Here is a 16,440-nt window from a genome sequence, read left to right as displayed (position 1 = left end):
CGCCGCCTCACCAGGTGCGAGGGCACCCGGCGTCACGCCTGGAGGGTGATGCCGCTCACCTCCACCCCGCAGTCGGCGGTGAGGACCAGCAGCAGGACCGAGCGCGGTCGGTCACCGGTCCGCAGGTACCACGTGACCCACCTGACCGCGATCAGCGTCACTCAGGACGGGAGCCCGAACGTGACGGGATTGCGCCTGGAGACGGGACCGTCCCACGGGCCGCCGCCGACCGCGCACACCACCCGGTGGACGAGGCCGGACAGGACGAGGGGCGGCCCCGTCACGTGGCAGAGTGGTCGGCGATGGCACGCGGGTTCTTCATGGGCCCAAGGCTTCCGGGCGCGGGGCGCGCGGACGTCGTCCGGCCGGAGACGCCCGTGGTACGTCACCGGGGGTAGGCCGGACCGTGTCACAGATGGTCGAAGAACCGGGTCCACCAGGTCGCGTGGTCCTCGTCGACGAGCCAGGTCACGCCGTCGTACGGACGGTGGAGCAGCCGAGTGGCGACCAGCCGGTAGCCCAGGTCGGACAGGGCGGCCGTGATCCGGTCGCGGTCCGCTTGCGACAGCGCTCCGTCGCGCACGGCGTCGTCCAGGTCGTCGTGGCTGCCCGGCGCCGACGTGGTGACCGCCGCCAGATCGCCGTAGTTGCTCAGCCGTACGGCGATGAGGACACCGGCCCCGGTCGCCTCGGCCGGGATGTCCACGGAGAAGGAGAAGCTCGCGTCCTGGATGCCCTCGTCGAGCCGGCAGGGCCGGCCGAAGTCCTGGGTGAGCCGGTCCCGCAGCCTCGCCGCACGGAGCCGGGCCCCGGCGTGGTCGAAGCCGTCGGGGTGCTCCAGATGATGGGGTGCGGGCAGTCTGTCCAGGGCGCGGAACAGGGCCGACGTCCGGTCGTCGTCGTTCATCTCCGGCCACCTTACGCAGGCCCCGGCCCCTGCCCTGCGGGAGCCGGGGCCCGCCCCGCGGAAGTGCCGGCCCGTGCCGGGTGGCGCGCTTGACACGAAAATCGAACATCCATTCTTATGGAGGCTCAGGCGAGGCTTTAGGTTGGGGATTTCGCCCCGATTCACGGGTAGATGTCCCTCGGTTATCCACAGGCTGGGCCTGCGTCGGGACGCATTGTCAGTGGCAGGCGTTAGCGTCTTTGACGTGAAGCGATCGACTCAAGCAAACCGGGTGGAACCCATGGCAGGAACCGACCGCGAGAAGGCGCTCGACGCCGCGCTCGCGCAGATTGAACGGCAATTCGGCAAGGGCGCGGTCATGCGCATGGGCGAGCGGTCGAAGGAGCCCATCGAGGTCATCCCGACCGGATCGACCGCCCTCGACGTCGCCCTCGGCGTCGGCGGTCTGCCGCGCGGCCGTGTCGTGGAGATCTACGGACCGGAGTCCTCCGGTAAGACGACCCTGACCCTGCACGCCGTGGCGAACGCGCAGAAGGCCGGCGGCCAGGTCGCCTTCGTGGACGCCGAGCACGCCCTCGACCCCGAGTACGCGCGCAAGCTCGGCGTCGACATCGACAACCTCATCCTGTCCCAGCCGGACAACGGCGAGCAGGCCCTGGAGATCGTGGACATGCTGGTCCGCTCCGGTGCCCTGGACCTCATCGTCATCGACTCCGTCGCCGCGCTCGTCCCGCGCGCGGAGATCGAGGGCGAGATGGGCGACAGCCACGTGGGTCTGCAGGCCCGCCTGATGAGCCAGGCCCTGCGGAAGATCACCAGCGCGCTCAACCAGTCCAAGACCACCGCGATCTTCATCAACCAGCTCCGCGAGAAGATCGGCGTGATGTTCGGCTCCCCGGAGACCACGACCGGTGGCCGGGCGCTGAAGTTCTACGCCTCGGTGCGTATCGACATCCGCCGCATCGAGACCCTGAAGGACGGCACGGAGGCGGTCGGCAACCGCACGCGCTGCAAGGTCGTCAAGAACAAGGTCGCGCCGCCCTTCAAGCAGGCCGAGTTCGACATCCTCTACGGCCAGGGCATCAGCCGCGAGGGCGGTCTGATCGACATGGGCGTGGAGCACGGCTTCGTGCGCAAGGCCGGCGCCTGGTACACGTACGAGGGCGACCAGCTCGGCCAGGGCAAGGAGAACGCGCGCAACTTCCTCAAGGACAACCCCGACCTGGCCAACGAGATCGAGAAGAAGATCAAGGAGAAGCTGGGCGTGGGAGTCCGGCCGGAGGAGCCCGCCGCCGAGCCGGGTGCCGACGCGGCGGTCACCACCGCGGCGGCCGACGACCCCGCCAAGTCGGTGCCCGCCCCGGCAGCCGCCAAGGCGACCAAGCCCAAGGCCGCCGCAGCCAAGAGCTGACCCGTGACACGACGAACCGACTGGGCCGAGTACGAGTACGCCACCCCCGGTGCCCCACGGGGGAGGGGCACCGGCGGCCACCCGGACTCCGCCCCGGACGGTGACGGCGGACACCGGGGCGGCGGACCCGGGGGCGACGGCTTCGGCGCGTACGGCGGACATGACGCGTACCACGGGGCCGCCGGCCACGACGGTGACGGCGGTGCCGCGGACCCGGGGGACGAGGGCGGCGAGCCGTACGGGGGCGGTTCCCTCGGTGGTCGTGGGTCCGGGCGGTCCGGGGGAGCGCGCGGCGGTCGCCGGGGGCGTGGCCGGCGGCGCGGGTTCGGCGACGCGTCCGGGCCCGGTGAGGACGAAGGCGGCCCTCCCTCGGCGAGGGACGAGCGAGGGGAGTCTTCAGGGGACCCGGTCGAGCGGGCCCGGGCGATCTGCCTGCGCCTGCTCACCGGGACCCCGCGCACCCGCAAGCAGCTCGCGGACGCCCTGCACAAGCGGGAGATCCCCGAGGACGTGGCCGAGGAGGTGCTGTCGCGGTTCGAGGAGGTCGGGCTCATCGACGACGGCGCCTTCGCGGACGCGTGGGTGGAGTCCCGGCACCATGGCCGGGGGCTCGCCCGCCGCGCGCTCGCCCGGGAACTGCGTACCAAGGGCGTCGACTCGGCATTGATCGAGGACGCCGTCGCCCAGCTCGACTCCGAGCAGGAGGAGGCGACCGCCCGCGAACTCGTCGCCCGCAAACTGAGGGCCACCCGCGGCCTCGACCGGGACAAGCGACTCCGCCGGCTCGCGGGCATGCTCGCCCGCAAGGGCTACCCCGAGGGCATGGCCCTCAGAGTCGTCCGCCAGGCCCTGGAGGAAGAGGGCGAGGACACGGAGTTCCTCGGGGAAGGGGACTTCTGACGGCCCGGGACCGGGCTTCCGACTGCTCATCGGGACGGGGACTTCTGGCTGCTTCTCAGAGAGGAAGGACGAGAAGCGGGAGGCTGCTGACGGGCACCCAGGGGTGAGGGCAACCCCCGCCGTGGACGGTCGGGGTGACCCCCGTCGCAAGACGCCGGGCCGCCGCAGTGCTCTCCCATCCCCGCAAGAGAGCCCGTCCCTGATGCTGCGTCATGCCCTGCAGTCGGTCCGCGCCCGCAAGGCGGGGTCTCTCGGCGCCTTCCTCGCCCTGATGTGCGCGGCCGCTCTGGTCACCGCTGGCGGCACCCTCAAGACGATCGGCAGCAGACGAACGCCGAGGTCAACTACCTGGCCATGGGGCTCGTCCTGGCCTTCACCGTCATCGCCGTCGTCAACACGCTCGCCACGTCGGTCGGCACCGGTATCGCCCCTGTTCCAGGTGCCCGGTGCCGGTTCGGGCGCCCGACACCGAGTCAGGTGCCCTGTGCCGGTCAGGGCGTCGCCGGGCTCACCGGCAGGCCCTCCGCACGCCAGGCCTGGAAGCCGCCCACCAGGTCCGTGGCCCGGTGCAGGCCCAGCTGGTGGAGGGAGGCGGCGGCGAGGCTGGAGGCGTAGCCCTCGTTGCAGATCACCACGATCCGCAGGTCGTGGCCGGTGGCCTCGGGGAGGTGGTGGCTGCCCTGGGGGTCGAGTCGCCACTCCAGTTCGTTGCGTTCGACCACGACGGCGCCGGGGATGAGCCCGTCCCGGTCGCGCAGGGCGGCGTAACGGATGTCGACCAGGAGCGCGTCGCCGGACTGCGCCGCCTCATGCGCCTCCTGTGCCTCCACGCGCCGGTAGCCGGCTCGCACGCGCTCCAGCAACTCGTCGATACCGAGCGGCCGTGCCGCCGTCGCACCCTTGGTCCCCGGCTGCTCGATCGTGCCGCTCACTGCCAGTCCTCCGGGCGTTCGACCTGCTCCAGGCGCAGCACCTGGCCCGTGCGACTGTAGCGGCGGATCCGGGGCAGCGGCGGGTAGTAGGCGTGGACGGAGATCGCGTGTCGCTCGCGGGACTCGTTGAACACCTCGTGCACATGGTGGCGGCCGAAGGCGCGGCCCTGTCCGGCGGGCAGCCGGCGTACGCGGTCCACCCCCTCGGTGAGCTCCAGGGTCTTCCAGCCGTCGGTGGGCAGCCGGGCGGCGAGGGAGTTCTCGGTGAGCTCGCCCGAAGCGGTGAGGAAGGCGCCGACCGAGTCGGCGTGGTCGTGCCAGCCGGTGCCGGTACCGGGCGGCCAGCCGATCAGCCAGGCCTCGCTGCCGCCGGGGCCCTGCAGCCGTACCCAGGTGCGGCCCTCCGGATCGAGCGGTAGCGAGGCGATCAGCTCGGCGTCGGCCGCCGTACGCCGGACGAAGTCCAGGAGGTCCGCCTGGGTGGGCGCCGGGCCGGCGGCGGGGGAGACGGACGCGGGCAGGGAAGGGGAGGGGGAGGGGACAGACACGTACACCGTCCTGAGCGTTCGCGGAACGGGCGCGCGACGGCGCCCGGAAGAGGGAAGGGGTGCGAATTCAGCAGGACGGGCGACACACGCAGCCCGCATAGCGGACGAGGTCCATATGGACCCTCCGCCACAGGAGCACACAGGTGTCGGTCACGATCCGGAGTACAGCATTGCCCTCGCACCGCGGTCAACCGGGTGTCACCTTGTGGACAGGGGTGCGCGGGGGCGGCCGGCGCGTACGGGAGCCCTCTGCGGAGCACGGTCGGCGCGCGAGCCGGCGGCCGCGGCCGGTGTACGAGCGGGCCCTCCTTCAGCGTGCGCCCGAGCCGGCCTCCGCCGCCGCCTTCTGATCCTTCTCCCCGTCCCCCTGTCTCTCCTCCTCCGTCTGTTCCGTCTCCCGCGTCTGCGCCGCGCCTCCCACCGTGGCCTCGGCCGCCGCGTACAGATCGGCCGGGCGGACCCCGCTCAGCGCCGTGACCAGATGGCCGTCGGGGCGGACGAGCAGCACGCTGTGCGCCGGCGCTCCCGGGTAGCTCTCGGCCACCAAGAGCTCGGCGGGGTGCGGCAGAGCGGTCACGGCCGCCGCGAGCCGGGGCATGACCCCGGCGGACATCCAGTGCTTGCGGTCCCAGACGCCCGTACCGGGCGCGATGAGCAGCACGAGCAGCGCGCCGCGGCCGAGCCGGTCGCGCAGCTGGACGAAGGACCCGTCCTCCGCCGTGACCCGGACGTCGGTGACCGGGGCGCCGGGCGGGGTGCCGACCGGGATCTCCCCTTCCGATCGCGGGGGTGCGAGCGGCGACTCGGCGTACGTGCCGGACGCACCCAGCGGACCGCGGCCCAGATGACCGTCGGTGAAGAGCGCGTCGTGGTTGCGGGCCGTGCCCGGGACGATGTGGCGCAGCCCGCCCCCGCCGCGCAGCACAGGCAGCGCCTGGTCGGCGGCGCGCAGCCGGGCGGCGACCAGCGCGCGCCGCTCGGTCTGGTAGCTGTCCAGCAGGGCCTCGTGCGGGCCGTGGTGCCAGGCCGCGGCCAGCTTCCAGGCGAGGTTGTCGGCGTCCCTGAGGCCCTCGTCGAGCCCCTGGGTGCCGAGCGCGCCGAGCAGGTGGGCCGCGTCCCCGGCGAGGAAGACCCGGCCGGCGCGCCACCGGCGGGCGAGGCGGTGGTGCACCGTGTGGACGCCGGTGTCGAGCAGCTCGTACGCCGGTGTGGCGCTGTCCGTCCAGCCCGTGAGGGTCTCATGGATCCTGGCCAGCAGGATCTCGGGCGTGACCAGGTCCTTGCCCGGCGGCAGCAGCCAGTCCAGGCGCCACACGCCGTCCGGGAGGGGGCGGGCGGTCACCTCCCCGGCCGAGGGCCCGGACGACCGCCACGGCGGCATCCGATGGAGCAACGCGCGACCCTCCCACGGAAGTTCCGTGCGCAGCGCGGCGACCGCGTGCCGCTCCACCGCCGTACGGCCCGGGAAGCGGATGTCCTGGAGCTTGCGCACGGTCGAGCGGGCACCGTCGCAGCCCACCAGGTAACTGCCGCGCCACCAGGTTCCCTGCGGGCCGCGGGTGCGCGCGGTGACGCCGAAACGCTCCTGCTCGATCGCGTCCAGGCGGCTCTCCACCGCCGTCTCCACCAGGGGCTCCATGGCGATGGCCCCGCGCAGCAGGCCCGTGAGCACATGCTGCGCGATGTGCAGCGGCGCGGGTTCGGTCCCGTCGAAGGTGATCTCGCTCATCACCTGCTTGCGCCTGACGGACCGCCAGCCGGCCCAGCGCACGCCCTGCTGCCCGAGCGCGGCCCCGGTCAGCCGCTCCAGCAGGGCGGTCGTGTCCTCGCGCAGGACGACGGTGCGCGCCGGACGGGGCTCCTCCTTGCCGACACCCTCGTCCAGCACGATGGACGGCACCTGCTGACGCGCCAGCGCCAGGGCGAGCGTGAGCCCGACGGGCCCCGCTCCGACGATGATCACCGGGTCCACGGTGTGGCGCCCCCTGCTCGCGGCGATGCCTTGACGGAGACAAGTGAACAGGAAGGTGAAGCGGGGTGCACGATCACACGACGTATGCAACCCATTGGCAGAGTTTGCGTCAAGCGACCGGAGGCAGTGGCGATCATGCCACTGCCTCCGGGTGACTCGTTCGGGTCTGATCCGGCGTCAGGCCGCGGTGCCCGTACCCGCGTGGCCGGGGATGTCCACGGTCTCGTCGGCGCCGAGCACCGCGCCGGTGGACTTCTTGCCGCGCCGCAGCCGGCCCTCCAGCCAGCTCGCGAACGAGGTCAGTGAGAAGTTGATGATCACGAAGATGACGGCCACCACCGTGAAGGAGGCGATGGTGTTGGCGCCGTAGTAGCCGCTCATGGTGTTCGCCGAGGCGAGCAGTTCGGGGAAGGTGAGCACGGCGCCGCCGAGCGCGGTGTCCTTCACGATGACCACGAGCTGGCTGACGATCGCCGGGAGCATCGCGGTGACCGCCTGCGGCAGCAGGATGAGGCGCATCACCTGGTTCTTGCGCATGCCGATCGCCATGGCCGCCTCGGACTGGCCCTTCGGCAGAGCGAGGATGCCCGCGCGGACGATCTCGGCGAGCACCGACGCGTTGTACAGCACGAGGCCGGTCACGACCGCGTACAGCGGGCGGTCGTCGGAACTGACGTCGGTGTACTGGCTGTACAGCTCGTTGCCGAAGATCATCAGGACCAGGACGGGGATCGCCCGGAAGAACTCGACCACGACCGTGGCCGGGACCCGCACCCATATGTGGTCCGAGAGCCGGGCGATGCCGAGGACGGCACCCAGCGGCAGCGCGATGACCATCGCCAGGGCCGCCGCCTTCAGGGTGTTCTGCAGGCCGGGCCATATGTAGGTCGAGTACGCCTCGGAGCCGCTGAAGAACGGCTTCCACAGCGCCCAGTCCAGCTGGTGCTTCTCGTCCAGGGACGAGTACACCCACCAGAGGACGGCCGCGAACGCGACGACGAAGAGCGCCGTGTAGAGGATGTTGCGCCGTTTGGCGCGCGGCCCCTGGGCGTCGTAGAGGACCGAGCTCATCGCTTCACCGCCACCTTCTTGCCCACCCAGCCGAGGATCAGACCGGTCGGCAGGGTCAGGCAGCAGAATCCGAAGGCGATGATCGCGGAGATCAGCAGCAGCTGGGCCTCCTTCTCGACCATGTCCTTCATGAGCAGGGCCGCCTCGGCGACGCCGATCGCGGCCGCCACGGTCGTGTTCTTCGTCAAGGCGATCAGGACGTTGGTGAGCGGGCCGACGGCCGCCCGGAAGGCCTGCGGCAGCACCACCACGAACAGCACCTGGGAGAAGCTCAGGCCGATGGCCCGCGCGGCCTCCGCCTGGCCGACCGGCACCGTGTTGATGCCGGACCGGATCGCCTCGCACACGAAGGCCGACGTGTAGACGATCAGACCCAGCACGGCGAGCCGGAAGTTGATCGTGTCGGTGTCCTTCGCGGCGAGGGTGATGTTCAGCGTCTGGTAGAGGCCGAGAGAGGAGAACAGGATGATCACCGTGAGCGGGATGTTCCGCACGATGTTCACGTAGGCGGTGCCGAAACCGCGCATCAGCGGTACCGGACCCACCCGCATGGCGGCCAGCAGAGTGCCCCAGACCAGGGAGCCCACGGCGGACAGCAGCGTCAGCTGCACGGTCGTCCAGAAGGCGCCCAGTACGTCGTAACCGTCAAGAAAGTCGAACACGATCTCCCGCGCTTTCGCGTGTAGGGATGCCCGGATGCGCCGCCCTCACGGACGGCGCATCCAGCGGGCGTTGCCTCAGCTCTTGATGTCGCCGATCTTCGGGGCCGGCTCGTTCTTGTAGCCGGCCGGGCCGAAGTTCTTCTTCACGGCCGCGTCCCAGGAACCGTCGGAGACCATGGACTCCAGCGCCTTGTTGATCTTGTCCTTGAGGTCGCTGCCCTTCTTGACGCCGATGCCGTAGTTCTCGTTGGTCATCTTCAGACCGCCGAGCTTGAACTTGCCCTTGAACTGGGACTGGGCGGCGTAGCCGGCGAGGATCGAGTCGTCCGTGGTCAGGGCGTCGATCACCTTGTTCTGCAGGCCGGTCAGGCACGCGGAGTACGTCGGGTACTGCTGGAGCTGCGCCTTCGGGGCGAGCTTCTCCTTGACGTTCTGCGCCGAGGTCGAACCGGTGACCGAACACAGCTTCTTGTTGTTCAGGTCGGCCGGCGACTTGATGCTGCTGTCGTCCGCGCGGACCAGCACGTCCTGGTGGGCCAGCAGGTACGGTCCGGCGAAGTCGACCAGCTTCTGACGCTCCGGGGTGATCGAGTAGGAGGCGGCGATGAAGTCGACGTCACCGCGCTTCAGCATGGTCTCGCGGTCGGCGCTCTTCGACTCCTTCCACTCGATCTGGTCGGCGTTGTAACCGAGCTTCTTGGCGACATAGGTGGCCACGTCGACGTCGAAGCCCGAGTAACCCTGCGGGGTCTTCTGGCCGATGCCCGGCTGGTCGAACTTGATGCCGATGGTGATCTTCTTGTCGCCGCCGGAGGAACCGGCGCCGTCGTCCTTCTTGTCGCCGCCGCAGGCGGTGGCGGTCACGGAGAGCGCGAGGAGGACGGCCGAGGCGGCGGTGACCTTGCGGAGCTTCATGGTGAACATCCTTCTGAGTGGTGAGGAACGAGCCCCTGAGGCGGGGGTGACGCGGACCCGGGCGGGCGTGCGGTCGGTCGGCGGGTGCCGCTGGGCGGAGCGTCGGCCGGGCGGTGCGGGCGGCCCGGCGACGCCGTCAGTGGTGCAGGATCTTGGACAGGAAGTCCTTGGCCCGGTCGCTGCGCGGGTTGCTGAAGAACTGGTCGGGCGTGGCCTGTTCGACGATCCGGCCGTCCGCCATGAAGACCACCCGGTTCGCGGCCGACCGCGCGAAGCCCATCTCGTGGGTGACCACGATCATCGTCATGCCCTCGCGCGCGAGCTGCTGCATGACCTCCAGTACCTCGTTGATCATCTCGGGGTCGAGGGCGGAGGTCGGCTCGTCGAACAGCATGACCTTCGGGCCCATCGCCAGCGCCCGCGCGATCGCGACCCGCTGCTGCTGGCCGCCGGAGAGCTGGGCGGGGTACTTGTCGGCCTGCGTGCCCACGCCGACCCGGTCCAGCAGGGCCCGGGCCTTCTCCTCGGCCTGCTTCTTGTCCGCCTTGCGGACCTTGACCTGTCCCAGCATCACGTTCTCGAGCACCGTCTTGTGCGCGAAGAGGTTGAAGGACTGGAACACCATGCCCACGTCCGCCCGCAGCCGGGCCAGCTCGCGGCCCTCGTGCGGCAGGGGCTTGCCGTCGATGGTGATCGTGCCCGAGTCGATCGTCTCCAGGCGGTTGATGGTGCGGCACAGGGTCGACTTCCCGGACCCGGAGGGCCCGATGACCACGACGACCTCGCCGCGGGCGATCGTCAGGTCTATGTCCTGGAGCACGTGCAACGCGCCGAAGTGCTTGTTGACGCTCCTCAGGACGACCAGTTCGTCGGACGTGGCCACATCTTCCTTGGCCACCGATACATTGGTCATCGCTCTCAGGCTCCGTCCTCCTCGGGTTTCCGAGGACAGTAGTGAGGGGCTGTGACCTGCGTCATCACATCTGAGGGAGATCTGAGCATCACGATCCGATAGCAATCGGACACATGTCGTAGTACTTGTCGCCGGTGCGCGTATCGGCCGGATAACGGAAGCGACGGGCAACCCGAAGCCTCTTGACGCCGTCCTTGTCCATCAGCGTCACTGCCATGGTGCACGCGCGCGTGCGCGTGATCTACACGCCCGACGCGAACCGAGACCGTACGACCGCTGAACCGGAGGGGGCCGGGATGAGACTGCTCCTCGTCGAGGACGACAACCACGTCGCCGCGGCGCTGTCGGCCGTCCTCGCGAAGCACGGCTTCCAGGTCACCCACGCGCGCAGCGGCGAGGAAGCGCTCCAGGCGCTCGTCCCCGAGGGCAACGGCTTCGGTGTCGTCCTGCTCGACCTCGGCCTGCCCGACCAGGACGGCTACGAGGTCTGCGGCAAGATCCGCAAGCGCACCAGCACCCCGGTGATCATGGTCACCGCGCGCTCCGACGTCCGCTCCCGCATCCACGGACTCAACCTGGGCGCCGACGACTACGTCGTGAAGCCGTACGACACCGGGGAACTGCTCGCCCGGATCCACGCCGTCAGCCGGCGTACCGCCCACGAGGACCCGGCGACCGGCGGCGAGAGCGCCCTGCTCCTCGGCCCGGTGCGGATCGAACTGCCCACCCGCCAGGTCAGCGTGGACGGTTCGGTCGTCCAACTGACCCGCAAGGAGTTCGATCTGCTCGCCCTGCTCGCCCAGCGGCCCGGCGTGGTCTTCCGGCGCGAACAGATCATCAGCGAGGTCTGGCGCACCAGCTGGGAGGGGACCGGCCGCACCCTGGAGGTGCACGTCGCCTCCCTGCGCGCCAAGCTGCGGATGCCCGCGCTGATCGAGACCGTACGCGGCGTCGGCTACCGGCTCGTCGCCCCGGCCGCCTAGCGGGGACGGGTGCGCACACGCCTCCTCCCGCTGCTCATCGTCCTGCTGGCGGCCGTCCTGCTCGCGCTCGGCATCCCGCTCGCCGGCAGCGTGGCCGCCGCGCAGCAGCAGCGGGTCGTCGTCGACCGGATAGACGACACGGCACGCTTCGCGGCGCTCGCGCAGTTCGTCACCGACGGGCCCAGCGGACCCCACCGCACCGCCACGGACGAGCGCGGGCAGACCCTGCGCAGCGAACTGGAGAGCTACTACGGCGTCTACGGCATCCGCGCCGGTGTCTTCTACCGCAACGGCTCCGCCATGGCCAACGCGCCCGGCGACTGGTTCGTACCGCGGACGGGGGAGGTGCGCAGGGCGTTCGACGAGGCGCTGCTCAGCCGGCGCAGCCATGACCCGCGGCAGGTGTGGCCCTGGCAGCGCGGTTGGCTCGTCGTCGCCTCGCCGGTGATCCGGGACGGGGACGTCGTCGCGGTCGTGGTCACCGACTCGCCCACCGGGCAGCTTCGTTCGCGGATCCTGCGCGGCTGGCTGTTCATCGGGGCCGGCGAGATCGCGGCCATGCTGCTCGCCGTCGGCGCCGCGCTCAGGCTGACCGGCTGGGTGCTCAGGCCGGTGCGGATCCTGGACGCCACCACCCACGACATCGCCACCGGCCGCCTGAAGTCCCGGGTCGCGGTCGCCGGCGGGCCGCCGGAACTCAGGCGGCTGGCCCGCTCGTTCAACGAGATGGCGGACAACGTCGAGGCCGTGCTGGAGCAGCAGCGCGCCTTCGTCGCCGACGCCTCGCACCAGCTGCGCAACCCGCTCGCGGCGCTGCTGCTGCGCATCGAACTGCTCGCCCTCGAACTGCCGGAGGGCAACGAGGAGATCGCCTCGGTCCGCACCGAGGGCAAGCGTCTCGCACAGGTCCTGGACGACCTGCTCGACCTGGCGCTGGCCGAGCACGCCGAGGCCGACCTCGTGCTGACGGACATCGGCGCGCTGGCCGGGGAACGGGTGGCCGCCTGGGCACCGGCCGCCCGCACCAAGGGCGTCCGGCTGACCGGCGACTGCCCGCCCACCACCGGCTGGGCCGACCCCATCGCCCTGTCCAGCGCCCTGGACGCGGTGATCGACAACGCCGTGAAGTTCACCCCCGAAGGGGGCACGGTCGAGGTCACCGTGGCCGCAGACGGCGACACCACCACCGTCGTCGTCACGGACACCGGCCCCGGCCTCACCGACGAGGAACTCGCGCGCGTGGGCGACCGTTTCTGGCGCAGCGGCCGGCACCAGAACGTGAAGGGCTCGGGCCTCGGCCTGTCCATCACCCGTGCGCTGCTCGGGGCGGGCGGCGGCTCGATCGACTACGCCCACCACGAGCCGCGGGGCCTGCGGGTGACGGTCCGGGTGCCCCGGCACGCGGAGACCGGCGGGGGCACGGCGGACGCCGCCGCCTAGGCTCCGCCAAGGCCGGCGGCGGCTGCGGAATGTCTACGGCTTGACCGACCGGTAGTACCGCCGGGCGCCCGCCTGCAAGGGCAGTGGGTCGGTGTAGATGGCGGTGCGCAGATCGACGAGCTGGGCGGAGTGGACGTGGGCGCCGATGTCGTCCCGGCTCTTGATCACCGTACGGGTCACCCACTCGGTCAGCCGGGGGTCCACGTCCGTGCGGGTCATCAGCAGGTTGGACACGGCGATCGTCGGAACCTGCACCCCCTGCTGCACGTTGGGGTAGGCCGACTCGGGGATGTTGGTGGTCCGGTAATAGCGCGCGCCCTCGCCCTGCCCGTGCAGCCGGGCGACGAGGGCGTCGTCGATCGGCAGGAACCGGAAGCCGCCCTGCTGCGCCAGCGCGACCAGCCCCTTCGTCGGCAGGCCGCCGGACCAGAAGAAGGCGTCGATCTTCCCGTCCCGCAACCGCGCGGGCCCGGTGTCGATGCCGTCCGCGACCGGCTCGATGTCCTTGCGCGGGTCGATACCGGCGGCCCGCAGCACCCGGTCGGCTATCAGCCGCACCCCGGAATCGGGCAGTCCGGTCGCCACCCGCTTGTGCCGCAGGTCGGCGACGCTGCGGACGTCCGAGTCGCGGGGGACGATGAGGTGCACGTAGTCGTCGTACAGCCGGGCCACACCGCGCAACCGCCCGGCGCCGCTGCCGTGCCGCAGCTCGTACGTCGCCACCGCGTCGGCCGCCGCGATGGTGAAGTCGGCCTGCCCGGTCGCCACCCGCTGCACGTTCTCCTGGGAGCCGGCGCTGCTCAGCAGCTTCACCTTCAGGCCCGGCATGTCCCTGCCCAGCTCGGTGCGCAGCCGCTCGCCGTATTCCTGGTAGACCCCGCGGGAGGTACCGGTGCTGAACACGATCGTCCCGCTCGGCGGCTTCTCGCCCAAGGGCAGCAGCCACCACAGCAGCAGCGCGAGGGCGACGGCACCGACGGCCGCGCCCTGCAACGCCCGGCGCCTGCCGAGCCGGGGGAACACCTTGGACATGCCGCGATCCTGCCAGGCGACGCGCGGCACTGACCAGGGCCGGGGTCACTCCGGAGGCCGGAAGCGGACGCCGCGGGGGTCCGCACGGGCCGAGGGGCGTTGTCAGTGGCCGCCGTTAGAGTCGCCGTATGACCACTTCGCCCGCCGACCGCACGAGCACGTCGCCCGCCCGCCTCGTCCGTGAGTTCCACCACGCCTTCGGTCTCGACGCCCGCAGCACGCCGACGGAGGTGGACCCGGAGCTGGCCGCTCACCGCGGTGAACTGCTCGCCGAGGAGGCCGCGGAGGTGGCCGAGGTCGCGGTGGAGGGACCGCTGGACCGGCTGGCGCACGAGCTGGCCGACGTGGTGTACGTGGCCTACGGCACGGCCCTGGTGCACGGTATCGACCTCGACGCGGTGATCGCCGAGATCCACCGCGCCAACATGAGCAAGAGAGGCCCGGACGGGACGGTCGCCCGCCGGGCCGACGGCAAGGTGCTCAAGGGGGAGCACTACCGGGCGCCTGACGTGGCGGCCGTACTGCGCCGCCAGGGCTGGATACCGGGCGGCGCGGCCTGACGTGGTGCCCGAGAGCCGGAGGCGCAGGGTGCCGGACCGTCCCACGCCGCAGTGGGCCGCGAACCGGTCGGCACGTCGGGTGCGGCCAGGGGCGGGCAGCCCCCTGCGCAGCCGGCGCGCAACCGGCCACCCCTCGATGTGAGCCGTACCGAAAGGAGTTGAGGCAGCGGGGCGGCGCCGGCTCAGCGTCCCGTCAGGCCCGTACCGCCGAGACGGGTCAGCAGGTCCGCGAGGCGGGCGATGTCCGCCGCGGGCCACGCCGGGCCGGCGAAGACCTCGGTGGCGGTCTCCTCCGCCGTGGCCCGCATCTCCGCCAGCCGTCGCCGGCCCGTCCCGGTCAGCGCCGCGTACGCCACCCGCGCGTCCCGGGCGTCGGGCTCCCGGGTCACCAGCCCGATCCGCTCCAGCGGAGCGAGCCCGCGCGTCACGCCCGAGGCGGTCAGCCCCAGCGCCTCGGCGAGGTCCACCCGGCGCATCCGGCCGCCGGGCGCCTGCTCCAGCCGCAGCAGCAGGGTGAAGTCGGCCAGGCTGACGCCGTGCAGGCCGCCGAGCCGGGCGTCGAAGCGCCGTACGAGCGCCGACTGGGCCCGTACCAGGCGCAGCACCGCGTCCAGGCCCTCACTCACGTCCCCAGCTCCTCCCGCATCCCCTGCCTCCGCATCCCTTGCCTTCTCCTTGAGTACTCAAGTTCATGGCGGGCGTCAGAGACCGGTCGTACGGGCGGCGCGGCGCTGTCGCTTGCCCAGGGGTGCCTGGGAGAGGTCCTCGGCGGTCGTCCGCAGGTGCTTGAAGCCGTAGCCGCGCGCCGCCAGCCAGGACCTCGCCGACTCCTCGGCCCGTTCCGTCGCCTCCAGGACGTCCTCCTCCTTCTCTCCCGTCGCGGAGAAGCGGAAGACGAAGGCGGGCCGGGCGGCGATGTCGTAGGTGAGGGTGCCCTCGGGGGTGAAGGCGGCGCGCAGGACGTCGTGTTCGGCGGCGTCGGCCAGCAGGGCGGCGCGCTGGGCGTCGGTGAGGGCGTCGAAGGCACCGCGGACGGTGATCCGGAAGGTTCGTGTACTCATTCCGCGACCTTAGGCACTGTCCGGGTGACTCCTCCACCGGGTTTCCCGGTCCGTGCGGCGCCGTACGCCAAGGCTCCGATGCCGGATGCCCGACGGGCGCTCGGCGCCAAGCCGGGAAATCCGGGAACGGGAGGCGTCGAGCGCGTCGAGCGCGCCGATCGCCTCCCGTGAGGTCACCGCGAGAGCCCCGGGCCGTCGTGGCGGTGTCCGCCGCCGGTCCCGGGGCCGGACCGGTCAGCCGGTGTAGCCGGCGAAGACCCGCGTGTAGTCCCAGGCGGACTGGCCGACGCCCGAGCAGCTGTCGGCGGGCCCGCCGGTGCAGGGACGGTCCCGGTTGGCGGACCAGAAGGTCAGCCGGGCCAGGTGGTGCTGCTGGGCGTAGCCGAGGATGGTGCGGAAGTCGGCCACCGTGACGGTCTCGTTCTGGTCGGTGATGCCGTTCATGGACGAGATGCCCATGTCCCGGTAGGCCTGGTCGTCGCTGTAGTGGTAGGCGTTCTTCAGGGCGTTCTTCAGGCCCTCGGCCGCCTGCACCGTCAGGTTGCCCATGTTCTGGCCGGCGCCGCCGAAGTCGAACGGCATGATGGCCCAGGCGTCGACGGTGAGCCCGGAGGCGGCGGCACGGTTGATGAGACTGGTGTCGGGGCCGCTCTGCCCGGTGCCGATGGTGATGTACACCTTCAGACCGGGGTTGTTGGCCTTCACGGTCTTCAGCGCGTCGACCGTGCGCTGCTGGACGGTGCCGTTGCTGTAGGCGTCGGCCTCCAGGTCGATGTCGATCGCCTTCAGGCCGTAGGCGTTGATGACCTTCTGGTAGGCGGCGGCGAGCTCGCCGGCGCTGGAGCAGGAACTCTCCAGCTTGTTGCCGCTGTAGCCGCCGAAGGAGGGTATGACGTCACCGCCGTTCGCCCGCACGGTGTTGACCGTCTGCTGGTCCACTCCGCCGGTCAGCGGACGGCTGCCGTCCCACTGCGGGTTGCAGTAGCCGTTGCTCAGCACGAAGGCGAGCGTGAACCACTTGACGCCCGTGGCCTGCGTGATGGTGGTCGGGTCGGGCGGGCTGCCCCAGCCGTTGTACAGGTACGGCGCCACCGCCATCGGCGCCGAGGGGGTGCCGCCGCCGGCCGCAGGCG

At 71.4% G+C, this 16,440-nt stretch carries 19 protein-coding genes; 5 read left to right on the top strand and 14 right to left on the bottom strand.

Annotated features, from left to right (window positions below):
• Window positions 1–32: 32 nt before the first annotated feature.
• Together C3492_RS47070 and C3492_RS40250 are read right to left on the bottom strand one after the other, a co-directional pair.
• Window positions 33–161 carry a hypothetical protein gene (locus tag C3492_RS47070; RefSeq protein ID WP_374938426.1) on the bottom strand — a complete coding sequence of 43 codons (129 nt, stop codon included), beginning with the start codon at window positions 159–161 and terminating at the stop codon, window positions 33–35.
• A gap of 248 nt (window positions 162–409) precedes the next feature.
• Complete coding sequence (locus C3492_RS40250) at window positions 410–907, bottom strand: hypothetical protein (RefSeq protein WP_103817555.1); 498 nt, start codon at window positions 905–907, stop codon at window positions 410–412.
• Window positions 908–1,187: 280 nt separating this feature from the next.
• On the opposite strand from C3492_RS40250, the gene recA reads away from it, so the two are divergent.
• On the top strand, window positions 1,188–2,318 hold the full coding sequence (recA, locus tag C3492_RS40245; protein WP_103817554.1) for a recombinase RecA: 1,131 nt from the start codon (window positions 1,188–1,190) through the stop codon (window positions 2,316–2,318).
• Between the two features lie 3 nt (window positions 2,319–2,321).
• Complete coding sequence (recX, locus tag C3492_RS40240; protein ID WP_103817553.1) at window positions 2,322–3,218, top strand: recombination regulator RecX; 897 nt, start codon at window positions 2,322–2,324, stop codon at window positions 3,216–3,218.
• 491 nt (window positions 3,219–3,709) lie between these two features.
• Here recX and C3492_RS40235 read toward each other — a convergent pair whose 3' ends face one another.
• The 8 genes from C3492_RS40235 to C3492_RS40205 form a co-directional block, all read right to left on the bottom strand.
• A complete protein-coding gene (locus C3492_RS40235) occupies window positions 3,710–4,150 on the bottom strand; it encodes a rhodanese-like domain-containing protein (protein WP_103817552.1) in 441 nt (146 codons plus the stop codon).
• The gene (locus tag C3492_RS40230; protein ID WP_103817575.1) at window positions 4,147–4,698 is read right to left on the bottom strand and encodes a cysteine dioxygenase; all 552 of its coding nucleotides are present in this window, start codon (window positions 4,696–4,698) and stop codon (window positions 4,147–4,149) included. Before C3492_RS40230 ends, C3492_RS40235 begins: the two co-directional genes overlap by 4 nt.
• Window positions 4,699–4,765: 67 nt before the next feature.
• On the bottom strand, window positions 4,766–4,813 hold the full coding sequence (locus C3492_RS47065; protein WP_309506048.1) for a hypothetical protein: 48 nt from the start codon (window positions 4,811–4,813) through the stop codon (window positions 4,766–4,768).
• 195 nt (window positions 4,814–5,008) lie between these two features.
• A complete protein-coding gene (locus C3492_RS40225; RefSeq protein ID WP_103817551.1) occupies window positions 5,009–6,670 on the bottom strand; it encodes an FAD-dependent monooxygenase in 1,662 nt (553 codons plus the stop codon).
• Window positions 6,671–6,847: 177 nt separating this feature from the next.
• Window positions 6,848–7,741, bottom strand: a complete 894-nt coding sequence (locus tag C3492_RS40220; protein ID WP_103817550.1) for an amino acid ABC transporter permease — start codon at window positions 7,739–7,741, stop codon at window positions 6,848–6,850.
• Window positions 7,738–8,403, bottom strand: a complete 666-nt coding sequence (locus C3492_RS40215) for an amino acid ABC transporter permease (protein WP_103817549.1) — start codon at window positions 8,401–8,403, stop codon at window positions 7,738–7,740. The genes C3492_RS40220 and C3492_RS40215 overlap by 4 nt, the downstream gene beginning before the upstream one ends.
• Before the next feature lie 75 nt (window positions 8,404–8,478).
• Window positions 8,479–9,318, bottom strand: coding sequence for a glutamate ABC transporter substrate-binding protein (locus tag C3492_RS40210; protein WP_103817548.1), 840 nt, complete (start codon window positions 9,316–9,318; stop codon window positions 8,479–8,481).
• Window positions 9,319–9,454: 136 nt separating this feature from the next.
• Entirely contained in the window at window positions 9,455–10,231 is a 777-nt protein-coding gene (locus tag C3492_RS40205; protein WP_014675420.1) for an amino acid ABC transporter ATP-binding protein, read from the bottom strand.
• A gap of 296 nt (window positions 10,232–10,527) precedes the next feature.
• Between C3492_RS40205 and C3492_RS40200 the strand changes: the two genes are divergently transcribed.
• A complete protein-coding gene (locus tag C3492_RS40200) occupies window positions 10,528–11,214 on the top strand; it encodes a response regulator transcription factor (RefSeq protein ID WP_103817574.1) in 687 nt (228 codons plus the stop codon).
• Between the two features lie 9 nt (window positions 11,215–11,223).
• Complete coding sequence (locus C3492_RS40195; protein WP_103817547.1) at window positions 11,224–12,654, top strand: HAMP domain-containing sensor histidine kinase; 1,431 nt, start codon at window positions 11,224–11,226, stop codon at window positions 12,652–12,654.
• A gap of 33 nt (window positions 12,655–12,687) precedes the next feature.
• Here C3492_RS40195 and C3492_RS40190 read toward each other — a convergent pair whose 3' ends face one another.
• A complete protein-coding gene (locus C3492_RS40190; RefSeq protein WP_103817546.1) occupies window positions 12,688–13,686 on the bottom strand; it encodes a TAXI family TRAP transporter solute-binding subunit in 999 nt (332 codons plus the stop codon).
• 128 nt (window positions 13,687–13,814) lie between these two features.
• Between C3492_RS40190 and C3492_RS40185 the strand changes: the two genes are divergently transcribed.
• Complete coding sequence (locus C3492_RS40185; protein ID WP_103817545.1) at window positions 13,815–14,246, top strand: MazG nucleotide pyrophosphohydrolase domain-containing protein; 432 nt, start codon at window positions 13,815–13,817, stop codon at window positions 14,244–14,246.
• 182 nt (window positions 14,247–14,428) lie between these two features.
• Here C3492_RS40185 and C3492_RS40180 read toward each other — a convergent pair whose 3' ends face one another.
• The 3 genes from C3492_RS40180 to C3492_RS40170 form a co-directional block, all read right to left on the bottom strand.
• Complete coding sequence (locus tag C3492_RS40180; RefSeq protein WP_103817544.1) at window positions 14,429–14,872, bottom strand: MarR family winged helix-turn-helix transcriptional regulator; 444 nt, start codon at window positions 14,870–14,872, stop codon at window positions 14,429–14,431.
• Window positions 14,873–14,947: 75 nt separating this feature from the next.
• Complete coding sequence (locus C3492_RS40175; protein ID WP_103817543.1) at window positions 14,948–15,307, bottom strand: DUF6204 family protein; 360 nt, start codon at window positions 15,305–15,307, stop codon at window positions 14,948–14,950.
• Window positions 15,308–15,541: 234 nt separating this feature from the next.
• Window positions 15,542–16,440, bottom strand: an 899-nt coding sequence (locus C3492_RS40170) for a chitinase (protein WP_103817573.1), incomplete at its 5' end; no start/stop codon positions are given.

Origin of the sequence: Streptomyces sp. Ru62 (genome assembly GCF_002920615.1) — a bacterium.
Classification (GTDB): domain Bacteria; phylum Actinomycetota; class Actinomycetes; order Streptomycetales; family Streptomycetaceae; genus Streptomyces.
The sequence above is the reverse complement of the archived record's forward strand: the minus strand, read 5'-3'. Positions and strand labels throughout refer to the sequence as shown.